Annotated in this window: 14 protein-coding genes and 1 pseudogene; 6 read left to right on the top strand and 9 right to left on the bottom strand. The window is 65.2% G+C overall.

The features are described 5' to 3' along the window. The first annotated feature begins 43 nt into the window (after nt 1-43). Nucleotides 44-1,372: an alkyl sulfatase dimerization domain-containing protein gene (locus tag ACOOHB_RS02075; RefSeq protein WP_420443169.1), complete on the top strand. Its 1,329-nt coding sequence runs from the start codon at nt 44-46 to the stop codon at nt 1,370-1,372. A 32-nt stretch (nt 1,373-1,404) separates the two neighbouring features. On the opposite strand, the gene ACOOHB_RS02070 is transcribed toward ACOOHB_RS02075, so the two are convergent. From ACOOHB_RS02070 to ACOOHB_RS02060, 3 genes are all read right to left on the bottom strand, one after another. Then, entirely contained in the window at nt 1,405-1,743 is a 339-nt protein-coding gene (locus ACOOHB_RS02070) for a type II toxin-antitoxin system PemK/MazF family toxin (protein ID WP_420443168.1), read from the bottom strand. Next, a complete protein-coding gene (locus tag ACOOHB_RS02065; RefSeq protein WP_420443167.1) occupies nt 1,730-1,966 on the bottom strand; it encodes a hypothetical protein in 237 nt (78 codons plus the stop codon). Before ACOOHB_RS02065 ends, ACOOHB_RS02070 begins: the two co-directional genes overlap by 14 nt. A 103-nt stretch (nt 1,967-2,069) precedes the next feature. Beyond that, complete coding sequence (locus ACOOHB_RS02060; RefSeq protein WP_420443166.1) at nt 2,070-2,252, bottom strand: hypothetical protein; 183 nt, start codon at nt 2,250-2,252, stop codon at nt 2,070-2,072. A 257-nt stretch (nt 2,253-2,509) separates the two neighbouring features. Between ACOOHB_RS02060 and ACOOHB_RS02055 the strand changes: the two genes are divergently transcribed. After that, nucleotides 2,510-3,964, top strand: coding sequence for a hypothetical protein (locus ACOOHB_RS02055; RefSeq protein WP_420443165.1), 1,455 nt, complete (start codon nt 2,510-2,512; stop codon nt 3,962-3,964). Between the two features lie 35 nt (nt 3,965-3,999). After that, on the top strand, nt 4,000-4,167 hold the full coding sequence (locus ACOOHB_RS02050) for a hypothetical protein (RefSeq protein ID WP_420443164.1): 168 nt from the start codon (nt 4,000-4,002) through the stop codon (nt 4,165-4,167). Nucleotides 4,168-4,381: 214 nt separating this feature from the next. On the opposite strand, the gene ACOOHB_RS02045 is transcribed toward ACOOHB_RS02050, so the two are convergent. Both ACOOHB_RS02045 and ACOOHB_RS02040 read right to left on the bottom strand, forming a co-directional pair. Next, nucleotides 4,382-4,732, bottom strand: coding sequence for a DNA sulfur modification protein DndB (locus ACOOHB_RS02045; RefSeq protein WP_420444636.1), 351 nt, complete (start codon nt 4,730-4,732; stop codon nt 4,382-4,384). A 46-nt stretch (nt 4,733-4,778) separates the two neighbouring features. Then, a pseudogene (locus ACOOHB_RS02040) lies at nt 4,779-5,210 on the bottom strand (DNA sulfur modification protein DndB); the annotation flags it as partial. Nucleotides 5,211-5,303: 93 nt separating this feature from the next. Between ACOOHB_RS02040 and ACOOHB_RS02035 the strand changes: the two are divergent. The 3 genes from ACOOHB_RS02035 (at nt 5,304) to ACOOHB_RS02025 (ending at nt 9,162) form a co-directional block, all read left to right on the top strand. Then, entirely contained in the window at nt 5,304-6,611 is a 1,308-nt protein-coding gene (locus tag ACOOHB_RS02035; RefSeq protein WP_420443163.1) for an AAA family ATPase, read from the top strand. A 468-nt stretch (nt 6,612-7,079) separates the two neighbouring features. Beyond that, nucleotides 7,080-7,868, top strand: coding sequence for a type II toxin-antitoxin system antitoxin SocA domain-containing protein (locus ACOOHB_RS02030; RefSeq protein WP_420443162.1), 789 nt, complete (start codon nt 7,080-7,082; stop codon nt 7,866-7,868). A gap of 364 nt (nt 7,869-8,232) precedes the next feature. Next, a complete protein-coding gene (locus tag ACOOHB_RS02025) occupies nt 8,233-9,162 on the top strand; it encodes a DMT family transporter (protein WP_420443161.1) in 930 nt (309 codons plus the stop codon). Between the two features lie 56 nt (nt 9,163-9,218). Here the strand turns inward: ACOOHB_RS02025 and ACOOHB_RS02020 are convergent, their stop codons facing one another. From ACOOHB_RS02020 to ACOOHB_RS02005, 4 genes are all read right to left on the bottom strand, one after another. Beyond that, on the bottom strand, nt 9,219-10,034 hold the full coding sequence (locus ACOOHB_RS02020; protein ID WP_420443160.1) for an enoyl-CoA hydratase-related protein: 816 nt from the start codon (nt 10,032-10,034) through the stop codon (nt 9,219-9,221). Continuing rightward, on the bottom strand, nt 10,031-10,723 hold the full coding sequence (locus ACOOHB_RS02015) for an acetate--CoA ligase family protein (protein ID WP_420444635.1): 693 nt from the start codon (nt 10,721-10,723) through the stop codon (nt 10,031-10,033). Before ACOOHB_RS02015 ends, ACOOHB_RS02020 begins: the two co-directional genes overlap by 4 nt. 409 nt (nt 10,724-11,132) lie before the next feature. Continuing rightward, a complete protein-coding gene (locus ACOOHB_RS02010) occupies nt 11,133-12,275 on the bottom strand; it encodes a CoA-binding protein (protein WP_420443159.1) in 1,143 nt (380 codons plus the stop codon). A 113-nt stretch (nt 12,276-12,388) separates the two neighbouring features. Beyond that, nucleotides 12,389-13,555, bottom strand: coding sequence for an acyl-CoA dehydrogenase family protein (locus tag ACOOHB_RS02005; protein WP_420444634.1), 1,167 nt, complete (start codon nt 13,553-13,555; stop codon nt 12,389-12,391). Between the last annotated feature and the right edge of the window lie 38 nt (nt 13,556-13,593).

Below are 13,593 nucleotides of genomic sequence, written 5' to 3'. Positions count from 1 at the left end.
CACATCACTGCGCAGACTCAGTCTCGAACCGGAAGGATCCGTCATGGCACCGACCAAGACCATCGACCCGATCGAGCTGTCGAGCCGGGTGATCGACACGGGCGTAGCCGACGAGCGCATCGTGCGAGTCGACAGCGCACTGAGCGAGGTCGACGACAACGTCGCCGTCATCGAAGCCTTCAGCAACATGGTCACGTTCGGCACCGACGACGGGCTCGTGTGTCTCGATGCCAGCGGTCCGCTGAACGCAGCTGCGGTCGTGGATTCGCTGCGGGGATGGTCGACCGACCGTGTGAATACCTTGCTGTACACGCACGGCCACATCGACCATGTGGGCGGCAGCGGCGCGCTGGCCGCCGATGCCAGCGAGCGGGGCCAGCCAGCACCAGACGTGGTGAGTCACGACAACGTGATCCCGCGCTTCGAGCGCTACAACGCCACCAACGGTTACAACCTCATCATCAACCGGCGCCAGTTCGGGCTTGCACTGGAGCGTCGAGGAGTCGGCATCGCCGGAACGGGATCGAAGTTCCTGCCCCAAGACGCGCTCTGGCCGACACGCACCTACAGCGAGCACGACTCGCTGTCGGTCGGTGGCCTCGACCTGGAGCTTCACCACGACAAGGGCGAGACGGACGATCACACCTGGGCGTGGGTGCCCTCGCATCGGGCGATCTGCCCTGGCGATCTGGTGGTGTGGGTGTTCCCCAATGCCGGCAACCCTCAGAAGGTGCAGCGCTACCCGCTCGAGTGGGCTCGGGCGCTTCGCCGCATGGACGCCCTCGAGCCCGAGCTCTTGCTGCCCGCACACGGTCTGCCGGTACGCGGCCGAGAGCGGATCCGCACGGTTCTGCTGACGCTCGCCGAGTCGCTGGAGTCGCTCGTGAGCCAGACGATCGACCTGATGAACGAGGGCGCATCGCTGGACCAGGTGCTCCAGACGGTGTCACTGCCGGCCGAGTGGCTGGAACGCCCGTGGATGCGGCCGGTCTACGACGAACCCGAGTTCGTGATCCGCAACATCTGGCGCCTGTACGGCGGTTGGTGGGATCTGGACCCGGCGTACCTCAAGCCCTCGCCCAAGGGTGAGCTTGCGGGTGAGCTGGTGCGCCTCGGCGGCGGTGCCGGAGTGTTTGTGTCGCGGGCGCAGGAACTGGTCGAAGCCGGTGATCTCAAGCTGGCGTGTCACCTGATCGAGCTGGCAGTGGCCGCTGACCCGACATCCGCGAGTTTGCACGGCGTGCGTGCCGAGATCTACGAGGCTCGCCGTGCGGCCGAGCAGTCGCTGATGTCGATCGGCATCTTCAGCTCAGCAGCCGCCGAGTCCCACGATATCGCCGAAGAGAGCGCCGACACCAACTCCGAGCGGTAGCAGCTTGCCGCTGCTGATCCTCGCCCCGGGGCTCAGTGGTTGAGGAGCACCCTCACGATGCTGTCCACCTGAGCGCTGACATCACCGCTTACGGTGCCAAGCCGGTGCACGAGACGGTGGCGGTGAATCGAGCGCAGCAGCTCACATTGGACGTAGCTCGTGTCATCGAGGCCGTTCGATTCGTCAGCTTCGACCTCGACGTGGAGCGAAAGACCTCGCCATGTCGTCGTGAGCGGCGCCACGATGACCAGCGGAAAGTCGGAGCCAAAAATGTTCGGCGGCCCTAGGACCAGCGCCGGATGGCTGAAGGCGGGCTCCCCAGGGTGTGGCTCACCGAAATCGATCAACCAAAGTTCGTCAACCGATGCCATCGCCGACTTCGGTTGCCGCGGCTTCAGTCAGGTACCCGGCCCAGTCCTCAGGGCGTTGGCGCAGCGCTTCAAACTCGAACTGCACCTGCTCGGCGAAGCGAACTCTTCGCAGGGCCTCGGCGGCGTCCCGCAACGTCTCGGTGAGCGAGCGGCCCGAGGCCTTGCTCAACTCCAAGAAGCGCGCGTGCGTCGCCCGATCCACTCGAATCGTCGTCGTATCCACTCGCGCATTCTAGGCCATCGTGTAGACACTTCGTCTACACGAACTTGCGGCCCTGGTGATCAACCGCAGGGAATCATCGACGACGGAATTCGACCAGTGTCGGCTACGGGCTTCGTTCGATCCGAGATGCGGCCATGACTTCGCAGAGTTGTTGTGGGGTGATAGGGGTGGTGAGGTGGCGGATGCCAAGGTGTGACACCGCATCGACGACAGCGTTGTAGACGGCGGGGATAGCGCCGATGGTGCCCGACTCCCCCACGGCGCCGACGTGCACCGGCCTGGTCATCAACGAGTAGGTCGAACCGCGACAGCGAGCTCAGCTGCCGGACCCTCAGGCGCACAATCCCACAAGACTGCGACCGCTCACAAAATCCCACGTCGATCTCCAGGCTGTTGTGGCAGATTTGCGGGACTGCAGGACTCCCAGAATTTGAAGCTGAGACCCCAGAGGGCCGGATGTTGAGGCGACTTTTCCGTTGGGCATCGAGTTGGCGCGACAGCGCTTCTCGGCCGAATGCACGGCTCGTCCACGCTGGACCCGCTGTGGGCCACGGCGAGCGACAAGAGTCAGCGTTCTTTGACCTGTCTGGAGAATTGAGCCTGACGTACGCGCTGTTGGACAACACTCGCACGTGGCGCGAGCGCGCTGTCCACGAGATCTTGCTTCGTGACAGCGATCACGTCGACGCTTCCATTTCGTATCAGATTCGTCTGCCTCTCGAGCTCGTGCGCCGATACGAGCCCGCAGCGCAGGTAGGCGATCGTGCGCGACTGCTCCTGCCGTTGACCTTGCGTCCGAAACGGCTGCTACTCAACGTTGGTCTTGTCGGCCCCGAGGGCAATCCCGCGTCACTGATCCTCAGGCGGGATGCCGCCTACATACAGGCTGGATACATGTCGTTTGTCGACGAGAGGCCCCTGGATGAACAACCGCTCAGGGGAGCGCTGTGGGCAGGCGTGTCGGACTACACAGCATGGGCGTGGCGAGAGAAGTATCTCGGCGTCGCGAAACGACCGCGAGGGTATCGAAGGACTGAGTCGGACCATGCTTGGCGAGCGAGGACGCTCGCTACCTATCTCAACGCAGATCTTGACTTCGATATCAGTGCCCAAGAAGTCGCCAGGTGGCTGCGCCGAATGGACGATGCTCGAAACGATTTGATTGACGCTCTCAGCGAAGGTGAGGATCCTGAGTCTTCCTCGGAGTGCATTCTGTTGGCTATCCCGTTCATGCCGGTCTCACCTGGCGACATCACCGACATCGACGCTCTAGTGGAGGAGTTCTGTGCTGCCGTCGATGACATGAGTGACCGTGCCAAGCGCACCCTTGCAGAACTCGGCCGCCGATGGCATTTGATCATCGACACGATCGTGCCCATCGGCAGGCCGTGCATCATCAAGCTGACCGAGCAGCGTCCGTGGCCCAATTCTCCTTCACCCGACTTGGAACAAGAGATCGCGATTGGTGATGCGGCGACAACGCATATCGAGATTCGCGCCGCCGACCCCGGCGTCGTGCTCGACCGATTGCGCGTCGTCAACCTTGAGGGAAAGCGCGTCGACGTCACGGTGGGCCACGATGCTCGAACAACAGCCGACGCCGTTGCGCTGTACGCCGATACCAGCATCCCGCCTCGCGTTGTCCGGGTTGGACTGCGCGCACGGCCTCGCCGCGGGTACCGACGCCCCATCGCGTGGTTGCAACTGCTGATTGCTTTGGCAGGCGTCACCATGCTCTGCCTGCCGGGGACACTCAAGCCGATGGTCGAGAGCTTGGCGCTCCTCACGTTTCCGCTCACTCTTGCGGGAGCTGTCGTCCTCACACGCGACGCCACTTCGCTCGCTGAGAGGCTGCTGCGGCGCAGCCGCACGCGGTTGATGGTCTCGATCGCGGCACTCTGGACCGTGGCCATGTGTCGATTGCTGCTGCATGCCGATGTGGAGTGGGCCGTATCGGCCTGGTCCCGGACGCGGTGCATCTTCGGCTTGATCTGCTGAGCACTACATTCAACGTCAAGGAGGCGAGCGTCACTATGGCCGAGAACAACGCTAAGGACAGCCGTGTCGGCGCCGTGTCGGAGCTCATCGAATTCCCGCTTCCGAAGACCGGAAACTGGACTAGGCGCGACCGTTCCGCCGGCCGGTTCAAGGCTATGAGGGAAGCCGGCGGCCCGTTCAGAGGCGTCCAGCTCGAGGCCTGAGCCACACAAGGCTCGTCAACGTGATACGACGCGTCCATGACGGTCGCCTCGTGCCCAATGAGTGCTGCCGGAGCATCTGAATGCTGAAGGAGGCCTCGGATAGTCTTCAGGACCTCCAGCGGATGTAGTCCAATAAGCAGAACGGCCTGCCTCCCATCAAGCCGACGCGAGATCAAGTCCCGCCATCCCGCCGTGTCAATTCACGCCGAACGGCTCAGAGCATCTCAAGCACTGCATCTGGAGCGTCGGGTCGAAGCCCGAGCTTGTGCTTGAGAAGCTCGCCGGTGGCGTCGCGTGTTGACGTTCTGGTGATGATGCTGTTGCCGAGGATGCAGATGCCTTCCCATTCGGGGTTGTCCTTGCGCCAGTCCACGTCGGCGAGGACGCTGAGGGCGTCGAGGCTCATGCCTCGTTCACGCAGCACAGCGCCGACTCGTCCGAGCGCCCACAGCACCAGTGTGTATGAGGACAGGTAGTCCTGGCGTGCTTCGATCGAGGTCATCGTGCCAACCGCAATCTCCGACCACGGCTCGACGAACTGCGTCGCTCGGTTCCAGAAGTCGATGGCGTAGCCGCGTGCTTCTGCGACGGTCGCGTCGTTGGCGTCCTCGGGGATGTCGCAGCAGTTGGGAGTTGGCGCGTTGCAGCCCTGAGAGCGTCGCGAAGTTCCGGTTCCGGACCGACAGCGATACGCGCTCTTTGTCGGTGCGTCCCCGAAACAGCGGCACAGCGTTCACGCACTCCATCGTGATCTGGTTGATCGGCAGCCGATGGTCATAGAGGATGTCGAGCGACTTGGAGGTCTTGTGGACTGTGCGGTTCAGGTCGCTGAAGATCTGCTGGCTGCGCTGAGTCCCGCCGTCGGGCAGCACGACCACTGAGATCGAGTCGTTCTTGAGTGTGGGGTCTTCGAGCAACGCTTGTTCGATCCCGGCGATGCGGTGCTGACCGTCGTTGACGATGTAGTCGGCTTCCGCAGGCAAGTGCAGCCAACCGATGTCGCTGTCCCCGCCAATCGGCTCGCCCTTCTTGTGGCCTGTCACTCGAAGTGGAACCGAACCGGGTGTCACGACCTTCAGGTTCTGGTCCTCGTCAGCTTCAGTCCGCCCTTCCAGGGCATCAGTACGCTTGGGGTTATGGCTGCCACGCTGGAGCAACTCAGATTGCCAGCGTTCAAGAGCCTGCGGAAGGCGCACGTCCGGCTCGGGCCACTGACGCTGCTCGTCGGGCGCAATGGCAGCGGCAAGTCGAACGTCATCGACGCTGCAGCGGTGCTGTCTGCCCTCGCGAGCGGCATGACCGTCCGAGATGCGCTCGATGGCGGTCGTGACGGGCCATTGATTCGAGGCGGATCCGAAGGGTGCGCGCCAGTCGGCGATGACGTATTCAAGATCGGCTGTGCTGCCAAGATCGACGGCAAGATCTACTACTTGGCTGTGGATGTGTCTGTTCGGCCGAGCGTGCAGATTGTGCGGGAGCGGCTCTGGACGCAGCGCAGCGGCGGCTCGCGCCATGGCGAGATGCAAGACCTGCTCAGGACAGAAGCGCCCCGGAAGGACTCGGGCGACATCGATGCCCGCTGGGACAATCGCAAGCAGGGCCCGAACCCGGCAGTGACGTTTCGGGCGACGCAGCTGCTGACGTCGCAGGTGGCGACTCGAGTGCCTGCGACATCGCAGGCGGGTCGGCACATTCACAGTGTTGCTGAACACATGCTCGCGGCCCTTCGCGGGATCTTCATTCTCGACCCCATTCCGCAGCAGATGCGCGAGTACGTACCCGAGAAGGACACCCGCCTTCGCAGGAACGCCGAGAACCTTTCTGCAGTGCTCGCGAGCCTGATGCGAAACCAAGATGCACGACGGACCTTGTTCGAGATGACGCGGTCCCTCTCGGAAGCTCAAGTTGCCGATCTGGGCGTCGTCAGCAGCGATCTCGGGGACGTAATGACGACGATGCAAGAACAGCTCGGCGATTCGAAGCGTTCCATCCCGGCGCGCCTCATGAGCGACGGCACCCTGCGTTTTCTTGCCATTGCAGCGGCGCTGCTCGAGGCTCGGCCTGTTGACGATGGGTCGGCAGGCTCGACACCGGTTTCTCGACTGCTTGTTGTCGAAGAGCTCGAGAACGGCCTGCACCCGTCGCAAGTCGAGTTGCTGCTTGATCGCCTCAAGTCGGCTGCTACCGAGGGTGCACGGACCTTGGCGACGACCCACAGCCCTGCCATTCTCGATGCGTTGGAGGGCGAAGATCACGAAGGCGTCATTGTCTGCAGCCGCGACTCGGATGGGTGGACGCAGTCCACGCGTCTCACCGACTTTCCTGACTACTTCGAGGTGATCGGCGGTGGGCCGCTGGGGACCTCGGCAATTCGGGACCGACTTCGACCGCGTGAACACGCGCCAGCGAGGCAGCGTTCGCTGGTCGATGTACTTGGGCTCTGATCGGGGCCCATACGTGAGAGCCGAAGTTTGGAGCCTCGACCAGGAACTGACGGCCTACAGCTGATTTCGGGCACGCGCTGTGGCGTGCATCCCGGGTGGGACGTCAGCCAATTCGTACGTGCTGGTCAGCGGACCTGACCAAGGGGCTCCGGCCGAGAGCCCTTAAAAGGCGTAACCCCGGCCGTTTGCCGAAGCAGTGACGGTTCCGGGGTCTTCGAAAACCACTCTAGGGGTTGGGAAAAGAGTGTCGAGCATCAACTTCCAAGAGGTTGCCGTCCGACAGCGCGAAACCCGAGGAGGCCGGCACGCAGAAGTGCGCGGCCAGGTCATCGCCGCCCCCCTTGAATGGTGAGGACGATGCTCGGCCTCTATGCCTCGGCAATGGCGTCGCGCAGCCGCTGCGGGGTGATCGGTGTGATCAGGTGCCGTACGCCGAGGTGTGACACCCGCAACGTATGTTCCTGCGTGATGATTGAACTGAGCGCGACCACGAGTCTGCGAGGCACAGCAGAAAGCTCTCTGGGCTGTGCTGAGATCGAAGACGCTGGAGCGGTGTCTGCTCGCTCGGCTGGTGGCACCGCTGCCTACGCTGGCGATGTGGTGCTGCTAGCGACCGACGAGGATCGTGCGGGCATCTCGATGCAGGCGCTGGTGCGGCTCGCGGGCGACCACGGAGTGCACATTACGCGCACCAAAGTCGTCAAGCTGCTGTATCTGGCAGACCTCCGGTCAGTCGCATCAGACGGGAAGGCCCGTTCAGGGATTTTGTGGCGCTGGTGGCACTACGGTCCCTACTGCCAATCGCTGCGCAAGGTCGAGGACCGGCTCGTAGTCGACGGTGTGATCGAGCGCAACACCAGCCGTCTCTCAACAGACATTGAAGAAGCAGTGCTGAGCGCCTCTCGCACTTCTGCGGACGTTTCTGCGCGGGCAGGTGATTTCCTGGCGCATCTCGAAGCCGTGCTCGAAGACTACGGTCGCGAGACCGCTCGCTCACTGACGGACATGGCATACGACACTGTTCCGATGCTCGAAGCTCGGCGTGTAGGGGAGAGAGGCGTTCTGTTGGACATGCATGAGGCACGAACTGATATCGCTGACGTTGATGCCGTCATGTCCGCACTAGCTGATCGGCCCGATCTCGTTGCCATGCCTCAGATCGATGTCAGTGCTTTGGGTACCCCAGACGCAGCAGAAATAGTCGGGTTTTTTCGCGGCAACAGAGTTCGGGCCAATCGCAGGTTGCTGGCTGATTGAGGTGTCGCAAATCCGACTAGGCGACGTCTACCCGCTCGGCTGCTAGCCGAAGTGAGAGGAAGCATTCTCTACTATCTGGGACTCAAGATCCCATAGCCCGATCATCACGGCTAGCTGAGCGCCGATGCCTCTGCGATGGCTTCGCAGAGATGTTGCGGGGTGATCGGCGTGATCAGGTGCCGGACGACGGCGTTGCCGAGAATGCTCATGTTCAGTCCCCGTGGTGGGTTGCTGCCCGCACGCTACTTATGAGCGCGCTCATTTCGCCTGAGCTACGGCCCTCGAACAACTGCACTCCCCGATTCCAGTAGGCGTAGTCTTCCGACGTCGGCTCGGTTTGCCCGCGGCCGAGGGGGGCGGGGCTATGGCCGAGACACCGGGCGCGCCGAGCGACCCATACGGCGGCCGTGGCCTGCCGGACGCCCCCGAGCGTGCGCTGGGCATCCCCGCGGCAGCCGTCGCAATGGTGGGCTGGGCAGCATCGGGGGTCATCGCCAAAGGGCTCTCTGAAATCGGCCCGCTGGCCGTCGTGTTCTGGCGGATGTGGCTCTACACGGCCGTCGTGCTGCTGTTCCTGTGGGCGAACGGCACGCCGTTGAAATGGAACTCGATCAAGATCTCGGCCTGGGGCGGCGTCTCGCTGGCCTTCGACATCATGCTGTTCTTCACGGCGCTGCGGCTCACCACCGTGGCCAACGCAACGGTCGTCGCGTCGCTGCAGCCGCTGTTGATGCTGTTCCTGGCACCGAGGCTGTTCGGCGAGCATCCGCGGGGGCGCCATTGGGGCATGGCGGGGGTGGCCATCGGCGGAATCGCCATCGTTGTATTCGGATCGTCAGGGATTCCCGAGTGGAGCGTGTGGGGCGACCTGCTGGCGCTGCTGACGCTGTTCGCGTGGACCGGCTATTTCGTCTTTTCGAAGCTGAGCACCCAGAAGATCAGCTCGGCGCAGTACACCGGCGGCAGTGCCTTGGTGTGCTCGTTGGTGTGCTCGCCGTTCGCCATCGGCTCGGGGCAGGCGTTCGACATCCCGTCGTCCGGTGCCTGGCTGTGGCTGGTAATACTGGCGATCGGGCCGGGTTTCGCCTCTCACATGCTCATGAATTGGTCGCTGACGCGCATCCCGGCGTGGGTGGGCTCGACGATGACGCTGGCCATTCCGGTCACAAGCACGCTGATGGCGTGGGCCTTCCTCGGCGACGAGGTGTCGCTGTGGCAGTTCGTCGGCATGACCGTGGTGATGTTCTCCCTCGTCGTGGTGGTCCTCGACCAGTCACGCGGCGCCCGCGCGTAGGAGTGCGCTCTGCGCTTCCGCTTGACCTCTCAGCATTGCGGAACGGGTCGCGCGGACTAGCGGTTCGCCCAGCGCGGGGGACGGCCCTCAGTGAACGCGCGAGGGCCCTCGGCGGCGTCGTCGGAGGCGAGCATGGCTTCATAGGCGGCGAGCTGGCCCGAGCGCAGCAATTCGAAGGCTTCGGGCAGCGGGAGATGTGCGGTTCGACGGCCGATCTCGCTGATCGCTGCCACCGACATCGGCGCTGACTGGACGACCCGCTCGGCCAAGGCGCGGGCCTCAGCCATCAGATCGTCGCCGGCGACCACGGCGTTGACAAGCCCCCAGCGCAGCGCTTCGACGGCATCGAGGCGGCGGCCGGCGTAGAGCACCTCGTTGGCCACAACCGGCGGCAGCATTCTGGGAAGGCGCACCGAGGCCGTGTCGGCGATGATGCCCAGGCCGGCTTCGGGCAGCCAGAAACGGGCGGTCTCGGCTGCGACCACCAGGTCGGCCGCCAAGACGATCTCGAAGCCGCCGCCCACCGCCATGCCGTTCACGGCGCAGATCACCGGCTTTGCCAGCCCCGGCAACTCGCCGAAACCGCCGAAGCCCCCCTCGCCATAGTCGGCCTCGAATTCCTCGCCCGCGGCGGCGGCGTTCAGGTCCCAGCCAGCGGAGAAGAAGCGGTCGCCCGCGGCGCTGAAGATGGCGACGCGCAGCTCTGGCGTGTCACGGAACTCGGCGAACACGGCACTGAGCTCGCGGCTGGTGGCGGCGTCGATGGCGTTGGCCCTCGGTCGGTCGAGGGTGACCTCGAGCACTGGCCCGTCGACGACGCTGACGACGGCAGGATGTGCAGCTTCGGCACTGGCCTCGGTGGAGCTGGTCATGGTCGGTCAGGCCTCGGTTGGACAGGTTCGATCTCAGCATCGCCGAATTGGGTGACGGTCATCAGCGCGTCGACGGCGACTGCGGTCTCTTCGGTGACCAGCAGCGGGTTGATCTCCACTTCAGTGATGCTGCGATCGGTGCTCACCAGTAGGGCGAGAGCCGACACCGCCTCGACAACCGCATCCACTGCTGCGGGCGGCCTGCCGCGGTGGCCGGTCAGCAGTGGCCAGACGCGCAAGCTGCGCAACGCAGAGCGGACATCGGCCGGGCGGGTGGGCAGCAACAACGTGGCAGTGTCTTCGAGCAATTCGACCAGCGTGCCTCCCGCGCCCAACGTCAGCAGCATTCCCACCGGCGGCTCAGAACGGACGCTCACCAGCAGTTCCGCCACGGCATCGGCGACACACTCCTCAACCGTCACCGTTCCGTCGCCGAGTGCGCCGAGGCGCGCAGCCGCAGCGGCCACTTCGTCGAGGTCGTCCAAGCCGACCGTCACTGCGCCCACATCGGACTTGTGTGCCACACCGGTGGCCTTCACCACTACTGGCAGACCGATCTCAACGGCGGCTGCAGCGGCTTCGGCCGCTGTCACCAGCAACCCGCGAGGCACCGAGATGCCCACTGCGGCCAGCCGCTCCTTGGCCTCAGACTCCGTGAGGACAGTCTCCGTGAGGACAGTCTCGGTCATCACCACCGCCGCGAGTACCGCTGTGTCCCCGTCGCTAGAAGCGCGCTGCGGCCGGGGCTCAGCTGCCGGTCGGGCGCTGTGGGCTGGAGCGAGCAGCGGTGGCGGCGGCGCGCTCGCAACGGCGGCGAGCGACCGTCCGAACGCAGCCGCAGCCTCCAAAGCACCCAGAGCGGAGTCGATGTCGCCGCAGGCGCACAGTCCGAGCTCACCGGCGCGCGTACGCGCCTCGTCGGGGAGGTTCTCTGCCAGCGAGGCCGCGACCACGCCGGGAGTGCCGCTGGCGGCGCACGCCGCACCGAAGGCGTCCAGCGTGGGCCACCATCGCGATCTGTCGAGTCCCGCAGCGGGCAGGTCCAGCAACAACACAGCGGCATCGAACGGAGAGTCCGCGGGTGACCCCTCAAACGGCCTAGTGGACGGTTCGACGGGCGAGTCGCCGACAGAGCGCCCGTCGCGCAGCACGGCGGTAAAGCACTTGGTCAGTCGGGCCGTGTCGCCCCAGATGAAGGTGTGATAGTCGAGCGGGTTGGTGACCGCGACGCGGTGTTCCAACGCAGCGGCCACCCGGTCCCGGTGCTCGGGTGAGAACGCCGGAAAGGACAGGTTGCGGCCACGGCTGCGGTCCGCCATCAACGCCGCCTCGCCACCCGAGCAGCTCAGCGACACCAGTCGGTTGCCCCGCAGCGGACCGGTGGCGACCAGCACCGACAGCGTGTCGAGCAGCTCCGGCACCGTGTGCGCTCGGCGCACGCCCAGTCGGCGAAACAGGGCGTCGTAGGCGGTGTCGTTGCCCACCAGCGAGGCGGTGTGGGGTAACGGCGATGGCGCCCGATGCCTCGGTGGCACCCAACTTGAGCGCCACGACCGGCAGTCTCCGCTGGTGCGCCACGTCCATGGCGGCAGCGAACCGGTCGATGTCGTCCACCGCCTCCAGATAGAGGCCCACCCCGGTGACGGCCGGATCGGCCACCAACGTCTCGGTTGACTCGGCCAGGCCCACATCGGCCTGGTTGCCCAGTGCCAGCACATGGGCGACCGCAAGGCCACGCCGCGCCATCGTGAGGTTCACCGCGACGTTGCCGCTCTGGCTGACTAAGGCGACGCCGCGCTCGCACCGGGCCAGCCCGTGCACGTCGGGCCACAGCGCAGCGCCGGTGACCGCCGACAGCGTGCCGTAGCAGTTGGGGCCTACCAGCGGCATGCCAGCGGCAGCTTCGACCAGTTCGCGTTGTGCCGCCGCTCCGGTGTCGCCGGTTTCGGCAAAGCCCGAGGCGTAGCACACGGCCGCGCCTGTCCCTGCGGCGGCCAGCTCTCGCACGACGTCTGTGGCGGTGTCGCGGGCCACGGCCACGAAGGCAGCGTCAGCGACACCGGGCAACTCGGCGACCGACCCAACCGTGAGTGCGCCGCGCAGCTCGCGGCGGGGATTGACCCCCCACATCTCGCCGTCGAAGCCGAACGAACGGCTGGCTTCGATGGCCAATTCGGCCGCGGCTCCGCCGATGAATGCCAGCGACCGCGGTCGCAGCAGCCGGTCGAGCCGTTCGCTCACCGCTTGCTCACTGCCCGCATTCGGTCCGCAGGCCAAGTACTCACCGCCCGCATTCTGTCCCTATTCCGCCCGCCCAGCGGACGCATTCCGCCCGCCGGCCGCTCGGCCACGGTTCAGGAGCCCAGCGGGCGCAGCATGTCGCGGGACACGATGTGTCGCTGGATCTCGCTGGTCCCGTCCCAGATCCGATCGACGCGAGCGTCGCGCCAGACGCGCTCCAGCGGCAGCTCGTCCATCAAGCCCATGCCGCCGAGGATCTGGATCGCCTCATCAGAGACGAACTGCAACATCTCGGTGGCCGACAGCTTGGCCATTGCGGCGTCGGCGTCGGTCATCTCGCCTCTCGCCGACAGCCAGGCGGCCCGGTAGGTCATGAGCTCGGCCTCGGCCAAGCGCAGACGCATGTCCGCGAGCTTGAACGACACCCCCTGGAAGCGGCCGATGCGCTGCCCGAACTGCTTCCGGTTGGCGGCCCAGTCCAGCGCAACTGCGAGTGCTCGGTCGGCTCGCCCCAAACACGTGGACGCCACCTGCAGGCGAGTACTGCCGAGCCATTCGTTGGCAACGTCGAAGCCCCGATGCTCGGAGCCCAGCAGGTTGGCTGCGGGCACCCGGGCGTCATCGAAGTTCAAGATGAGGTTGTGGTAGCCCCGATTGGACACGCTGTTGTAGCCCGGCAACCGTTCCACGCTAGGAGTGTCGAAGTCCACCAGCAGCGACGAGATCAGCTTGCGGGGCGCACGACCATCTGCTCCGGCCTCGGTGCCGGTGGCCGCGAACAGGATCACGTAGTCCGCCAAGTCGGCGTGGCTGATGAAGTGCTTGGTGCCGTTCACCACGTAGTCGTCGCCTCGGCGCTCGGCCCGGCAGGTCATGCCCCGCAGGTCGGAGCCGGCGCCCGGTTCGCTCATCGCCAGGCATTCCACCCGCTCGCCGCGCACGGTCGGCAGCAGGTATTCCTCCACCTGGTCTCCGGCGCAGGCCCGCAGGATGTTCGACGGTCGCGCCACGATGTACTGCAGCGCGTAGCCGGTCCAGCCGAAGACCCGCTCGGCCATGGACAACGTCAGGTCGTCCAGTCCCCCGCCGCCCAGGTCTTCGGGCATGTTGGCCGCATAGATGCCAGCCGCCAGGGACCGTTCGCGAATCTGTTGCACTAACTCGGGGCGCACTTGTCCGGTGCGTTCCACCTCGTCCTCATGCGGCGCCAGCTCGCGGTTCACGAAGGCGCGCACGGTGTCGACCACCATCTGCTGGTCGTCGTCGATGGAGAAATCCAAGGGGTGCTCCTGTTGTCGTGGTCGTGCCGGCGTGGTTT

Source organism: Candidatus Poriferisodalis sp. (genome assembly GCF_965215815.1).
Lineage (GTDB): Bacteria > Actinomycetota > Acidimicrobiia > Acidimicrobiales > Poriferisodalaceae > Poriferisodalis.
Note: the sequence above shows the minus strand (reverse complement) of the source record. Positions and strands in the feature narration are given on the sequence as shown.

Bases quoted from the DNA above. Each gene is read 5' to 3' on its own strand.
- ACOOHB_RS02075 (WP_420443169.1), top strand. From the start codon at position 44: ATGGCACCGACCAAGACCATCGACCCGATCGAGCTGTCGAGCCGGGTG.
- ACOOHB_RS02070 (WP_420443168.1), bottom strand. From the start codon at position 1,743: ATGGCATCGGTTGACGAACTTTGGTTGATCGATTTCGGTGAGCCACAC.
- ACOOHB_RS02060 (WP_420443166.1), bottom strand. From the start codon at position 2,252: ATGACCAGGCCGGTGCACGTCGGCGCCGTGGGGGAGTCGGGCACCATC.
- ACOOHB_RS02050 (WP_420443164.1), top strand. From the start codon at position 4,000: ATGGCCGAGAACAACGCTAAGGACAGCCGTGTCGGCGCCGTGTCGGAG.
- ACOOHB_RS02035 (WP_420443163.1), top strand. From the start codon at position 5,304: ATGGCTGCCACGCTGGAGCAACTCAGATTGCCAGCGTTCAAGAGCCTG.
- ACOOHB_RS02030 (WP_420443162.1), top strand. From the start codon at position 7,080: ATGATTGAACTGAGCGCGACCACGAGTCTGCGAGGCACAGCAGAAAGC.
- ACOOHB_RS02025 (WP_420443161.1), top strand. From the start codon at position 8,233: ATGGCCGAGACACCGGGCGCGCCGAGCGACCCATACGGCGGCCGTGGC.
- ACOOHB_RS02020 (WP_420443160.1), bottom strand. From the start codon at position 10,034: ATGACCAGCTCCACCGAGGCCAGTGCCGAAGCTGCACATCCTGCCGTC.
- ACOOHB_RS02015 (WP_420444635.1), bottom strand. From the start codon at position 10,723: ATGACCGAGACTGTCCTCACGGAGACTGTCCTCACGGAGTCTGAGGCC.